The sequence below is a fragment of the Dolichospermum circinale AWQC310F genome (assembly GCF_000426925.1).
Lineage (GTDB): Bacteria > Cyanobacteriota > Cyanobacteriia > Cyanobacteriales > Nostocaceae > Dolichospermum > Dolichospermum circinale.
In genome coordinates, this window is the sequence record NZ_KE384708.1 from 4,033 (window position 1) to 9,789 (window position 5,757).

Below are 5,757 nucleotides of genomic sequence, written 5' to 3' on the forward strand. Positions count from 1 at the left end.
TAGATTATGGACCAGAAAAAACCGCTGCTTGGATATCTTCCCGACTCAGGGAATACTTAAAGGAACGTTGAATATCTTGATTATTTTCTCCTGATTGGAGATACCGGACTGTAATTTGTTCAGTGTCTAACCAAATTTCTGCTTCCCAACTAGATCGTTGTATATGCCAACAATGTAGCTGAGTTTCGTCTTGATGACAACCTTGGTTTTTTAACCACTGTTCGATTTGTGGTAAAGGATGACTATATAAGGGTGTATGGGAGGGAAGCATAAGCAATTTAAAATTATGGAAAAATATTGTTTAGTTGAGAAGTGGGAGGTGGTTATTCAGAGGATTACTTCCCCACGAAGAACAGCAATAGCGATCGCTAATAGCATACAACCAACAATGGTCAATCCCAAAATAAATAATACAAATATTTCCCCGGAAGACAGGGGACGATCCGTGGCATCTAAATAACCTGATTTTGACCAGTCATGGCCACGAGACACTGGACGGTTTAAATCAGTTGGGGTTTGAATGACACCAAAACGGGAATAGCCAATTTTTAAATCATAGCTTAAGCGTCGTTCGGGATTACTGAGGGTAGCGTAGGCCTCATTAATTTGCTGAAATTTAGTAGTAGCAAGATTAGCAGGTAATTCCGTCGTATCAGGGTGATAAATTTTGCTTAATTCTCTATAAGCGCGACGAATATCAATTACAGATGCTGAGGGATGTAGCCCTAGCAGGGAGTAATAGGTAGTATTGCTAAAAAAGTGGGACTTCCCCATTTTGGTTTACGGTTTTTTGAGTCACTTTGCTCAAATTCAGTTCTTTATATTCTAAATCTTTTGTCAATTGAGGAACACAGAGGAAGAAAGAATAATATATAACAAAACTAGTACAGGTTGTCGTAAATAACATAACCATTAAAAGCTCGGAAAATTTGACGGATTACAAGGCTTGAAAATGGTTCATTCACTTACGCCGCAGTGTACTAGTATAGTGAAAATTAGAAATACTGCAATTACGAGGATGAAGAACTTGGGAAATATTTGGAAGTTGGTCATTTCAACTAATTTATTATTCATATTCTTTTTCAAAGAAGTAATTAATTTCACATCATTTTCCCAGAGTTTCTGAACAAGGAACAGGGAACTGTTTCCAGAGTTAGATGGGAGGGACACAGAGAACACAGAGGAATAGGAGTTTCGGATAGTTTTTGCGTAAGTCCTAAAAAATTAACAATTTTCAGTCTGATGTCGCTCACCTTAGATACAGTACTTACGCATATCTCTCAAAACCTCATTTCTCTGTGAACGCTGCACCTTGTGTGGTTCGTTTTTCAGTGACTTGTGCGTAAGTCCTAAGATAAATTACTTTAAACACCCTGAAAGTAAAATACCAATAATTAACCATAAACCTAATAAACTACCTGAGTTCGTGGTAAATTAAATAGCAGTAGTGATGATGACAAAACGTAATGGCCTTAATGACTCATTTTCCCTGGTGGAGGTCTGCTGTTATTTATCAGACTTATGTACGTAGTTTTCAGGACTCAAATGGGGATGGCATCGGTGATATCCGTGGCATTATCCAACGACTAGATTATTTAGAATGGCTGGGCATAGATGCAATCTGGGTGACACCATTTTATCCCTCACCAATGGCCGATTTTGGTTACGACGTTAGCGACCATACAAATGTTGATCCTATGTTTGGAACTCTTTCAGATATAGATAGCTTGATAGGATATTTGCGCGATCGCAATCTCAAGGTATTAATTGACTTTGTTGCCGCCCATACTTCCGATCAGAATCAGTGGTTTATTGAATCTCGCAGTTCGCGTTCTCATCCCAAGCGAGACTGGTACATCTGGAAAGATCCTAAATCAGATGGTGGCACTCCCAATAACTGGCTGGGACGCTTTGATGGACTTTCAGCCTGGGAATGGGATCACAACACAGAGCAATACTATCTACACTCTTTTCTCAAGGAGCAGCCAGATATCAATTGGCGTAGCCCTGGTGCTAGACAGGCAATGTTAGATGTACTACATTTTTGGTTACAGCGAGGTGTAGATGGTATTCGCGTTGATGCCGCCTATCGTGCCTTGAAAGATCCTCAGTTTCGGAATAATCCAGTGAATCCCGACTGGCATCCGGCCATGGAACCATCGGATCGCTTGTTTGAGGTCTTCAGCAAAAATATACCGGAAATTCACGATTTTAATCGGATGCTGCGGACGCTAGTTGAGGGGTATGGCGATACCTACGGTACGCATAAGGACGAACGCCTTTTGATTGCTGAACTATATAAGTCGTTAGAAGAAATCGTTAAGCACTATGGCGCAAATGACGAATTTCATTTACCACTTAACTCAGAATTGATGTCATCTGATTTTCAATGGAGTGCAGAGTCCGTCCGAGAAGTTGTTGAGCGTTACGAGAGGCTGCTACCTGATGGTGCATGGCCTAATTGGTCATTGGGTAATCATGACAAGCATCGTGTCGCCAGTAGAATTGGTACTGCTCAAGCCAAAATCGGTATGATGCTATTGCTCACCCTGCGTGGGACACCAACGCTCTACTACGGAGATGAATTGGGAATGGAGGATGGCTGGATTCCTTCTGAGCATATCCAAGACCCTTGGGAAAAAAAATCTCCCGGTATTGGAGTTGGACGCGATCCCGAACGTACGCCGATGTTGTGGGATGGATCTGCTAATGCGGGGTTTTGTTCCGAGTCAGTCCAGCCATGGCTACCTATCACTCATGACTACAGAAATATTAATGTCCAAGCACAACAGCAGGACTCCCGCTCATTTCTCTCACTAACCCGCGCACTGTTGCACTTGCGTCGGAGACAAACAGCACTACAACTTGGTGACTACATTTCTTTATACTCACCATCACAGCTTTTCTGCTATCGTCGCTTTTACCAGACTTCAGAGATTGTTGTGGCATTGAACTTCAGTTCACAATACCAGGAATGGGTATTACCAGTGGAGTTTCGTAACCAGTCAAAAGTTCTCCTTTCCACATTCATGGATCGTCAAGGAGGACACCTGGGCAATACCCTTGAGCTACGAGGAAATGAAGGTCTGATTATTGAGCGTAATTATCAATCGTAATCAGCCTAAACCCAGGAAAAAAGATGAGCTATTCATCTATTTCGTAATGTATAATTGCGAAGGCTTTGCAATCCTCAACCTATAAAACTATTTCCACTTGTCTTGATTATGATTACTAACGAGCGCACGATCGTTTTCTCCAGCAAACACCAAGCAACCATGAAAGATCAGATCACGCCAGATATGGGCAAAGATCCGGTTTTCATGAATTTATTTGAGCAAGTAAGTCCGTATACAATGACCAGCGTAGAAGCACTTTTTGCGTTGTATACATCGGTGAACTATGTTCTTGATCGCGATATCCCAGGTGATATTGTAGAGTGCGGAGTTTGGAGAGGTGGAAGTGCCTTACTGGCAGCTTTGATTTTGAAAGCGCGAAACGTGAGCGATCGCAAGCTATATCTCTATGACACATTTCAGGGTATGCCAACACCCACAGAATTTGATGTAGATAAATATGGACGTACTGGCTTTGAAATGATGGAGCAATATGGAGACGACATTGGTTGGTGTTACGCTTTATTGGAAGATGTTCAAGCAGCTTTCTTAGTCCATAATTTTGATTTTGAAATTAATTTTGTGCAAGGAGATGTTCTGGAAACCTTAAAAACGACTAAGCCAGAAACCATCTCTGTTCTCCGTTTAGATACCGATTGGTATGAATCCACAGCCTTCGAGTTTCAGCAGCTTTATCCTCGACTCTCCTCAAGAGGTGTGCTGATCATTGATGATTATGGCTGTTGGGCTGGATCGCGCAAAGCTACGGATGATTATTTCCGTGAAGTTCCTGGCCCAATGTTAATCCGCATTGATAAGGAAGTGCGGCTGGGGATTAAGATTTAGAGACATTATTTTCCAGTCAACGGAGCAACGAATTGTATTTTTCATGACAATAAATGGAGAATTCGTATTCCTCTCCTGTTCGGGAGAGGCTACGGACAATCAGCAATGACAGGCAAAAATAAATTCCGAACGATTTTTTGGGCCATTTCAGGGATCACTTCCAATGTTAAGAATTGTACAACCCTTAAGTCATAAGGATTTTGATCCCATCTTCCGCACCCTAAACTGTCACACAACGAACAATGGTCGTTTGGGGATTTGATATTGGCGAACTGCTGGCAGCAGCGCTTTGCTATCGCTATCTAAATTTTAAATTTTGATTTTTTTGTATAAAAATAATCCTTTAAGGGATTCAAAAATCGGAAACTACTGATTGTGACACCGGGGGGTGCGGAATGTGGGTTTGATGTCATAAAACCTTAAATTTAGGGTTGCTGTCCTTTTATACAAAAAAGATTTTTATTCTTGTATGTGTGATATAATTACGAAGTGTTTTTCATTAAAATTCATACTTCCTATGGCAGCATACAAAATTATTCAAATTGAACCTTGGATTGACAATAGTGAACTTGAACAGCTGAAGCGTGTTATTGAATCTACATATTTAACAGAGTCCAAACTAACCGAAGAATTTGAGGAAGGTATTAAACAATTAACATCGGCTAAATATGCGATCGCTACCTCTAATGGCACAACAGCACTTTACTGTGGATTAAAGGCGTTAGGAATTGGTTTTGGGGATGAAGTTATTGTTCCAGATTTAACTTTTGTTGCTTCTTCTAACGCCATTATTATGACAGGAGCAACACCTATTTTTTGTGATATAGAAAAAGATAATCTAGGTTTAGATGTGGTCAAAGCTGAAGCTTTAATTACAGAGCGCACTAAAGCCATTATGGCTGTTCACTTGTATGGACAGAGTTCAGATATGGAAAAAATTACTGAGTTTGCTACCCATCACAATTTAAAAGTAATTGAAGATGCAGCCCAATCTATTGGCGTGAAGTTTAAAGGAGATCATGTTGGACTTCAGGGAGATGTGAGTGCCATTTCTTTTTATGGCAATAAAACTATTACTTGCGGTGAAGGAGGTATAATTTTAACCAATAGTGATGGCATTGCTCAATCTTGCCGTCGTCTCAAAAATCATGGTCGAGATCATCGTGGAACTTTTGTGCATGAACATATTGGATTTAATTTTTCAATTACAGAAATGCAATCGGCGATCGGCATTGCCCAATTACATAAATTACCTGCAATTATTCAACGCAAACAAGGGATTTATGAGCATTATGCAGCCGAGCTAAAAGATATTTCTGACCTAGAAATTACGCCTATAGATCCTCGTTGTCAACCAGTTCACTGGTTTACTTCATTTTATACGGATCAACGGGCTAAATTAGCAGAATATCTAGCAAAAAATGGCATTCAAACTCGGCAGTTTTTCTGTCCTTTGCATCTACAACCTTGTTATCAACAGCAAGAATGGCATAATCCCAATCAAGATTATCCTGTCAGTACCCAAGCTTATGAACGAGGAATTTCTTTACCTTCAGCTTATTCTTTAACACCTGAACAACAAGATTATGTAATTACCAATATTCGGCGATTTTATAACTGACATGATTACCCACACCAGCATTTTCAGGGTGACTAACTACTAACGTAAGTTGCTAGTTACAAATATTCAGGTTTATTTCTCGATTAGATCCCCCCTCACCCCCCTTGGTAAGCAGGGCGTTTTCATTTTCTAAATTCTAGCAGAAGAAAGAGCGAAACTTTTACTATTATTCGCTCT

The 5,757-nt window shown here is 40.3% G+C and carries 4 protein-coding genes and 1 pseudogene; 3 read left to right on the forward strand and 2 right to left on the reverse strand.

Features of this window, described 5'->3' with window-relative positions:
* Positions 1-4 precede the first annotated feature (4 nt).
* On the reverse strand, positions 5-271 hold the full coding sequence (locus ACIR310F_RS0118155; RefSeq protein ID WP_035368405.1) for a DUF3143 domain-containing protein: 267 nt from the start codon (positions 269-271) through the stop codon (positions 5-7).
* 56 nt (positions 272-327) lie between these two features.
* A pseudogene (locus ACIR310F_RS0118160) lies at positions 328-799 on the reverse strand (J domain-containing protein).
* A 667-nt stretch (positions 800-1,466) separates the two neighbouring features.
* Between ACIR310F_RS0118160 and ACIR310F_RS0118165 the strand changes: the two are divergent.
* The 3 genes from ACIR310F_RS0118165 (at position 1,467) to ACIR310F_RS0118175 (ending at position 5,580) form a co-directional block, all read left to right on the forward strand.
* On the forward strand, positions 1,467-3,116 hold the full coding sequence (locus ACIR310F_RS0118165) for an alpha-amylase family glycosyl hydrolase (RefSeq protein ID WP_028085060.1): 1,650 nt from the start codon (positions 1,467-1,469) through the stop codon (positions 3,114-3,116).
* Between the two features lie 159 nt (positions 3,117-3,275).
* Positions 3,276-3,959, forward strand: a complete 684-nt coding sequence (locus ACIR310F_RS0118170) for a TylF/MycF/NovP-related O-methyltransferase (protein ID WP_051289732.1) — start codon at positions 3,276-3,278, stop codon at positions 3,957-3,959.
* Positions 3,960-4,476: 517 nt separating this feature from the next.
* The gene (locus ACIR310F_RS0118175) at positions 4,477-5,580 is read left to right on the forward strand and encodes a DegT/DnrJ/EryC1/StrS family aminotransferase (protein WP_028085062.1); all 1,104 of its coding nucleotides are present in this window, start codon (positions 4,477-4,479) and stop codon (positions 5,578-5,580) included.
* The last annotated feature ends 177 nt before the right edge of the window (positions 5,581-5,757 follow it).

Bases quoted from the DNA above. Each gene is read 5' to 3' on its own strand.
- ACIR310F_RS0118170 (WP_051289732.1), top strand. From the start codon at position 3,276: ATGAAAGATCAGATCACGCCAGATATGGGCAAAGATCCGGTTTTCATG.
- ACIR310F_RS0118165 (WP_028085060.1), top strand. From the start codon at position 1,467: ATGGCCTTAATGACTCATTTTCCCTGGTGGAGGTCTGCTGTTATTTAT.
- ACIR310F_RS0118155 (WP_035368405.1), bottom strand. From the start codon at position 271: ATGCTTCCCTCCCATACACCCTTATATAGTCATCCTTTACCACAAATC.
- ACIR310F_RS0118175 (WP_028085062.1), top strand. From the start codon at position 4,477: ATGGCAGCATACAAAATTATTCAAATTGAACCTTGGATTGACAATAGT.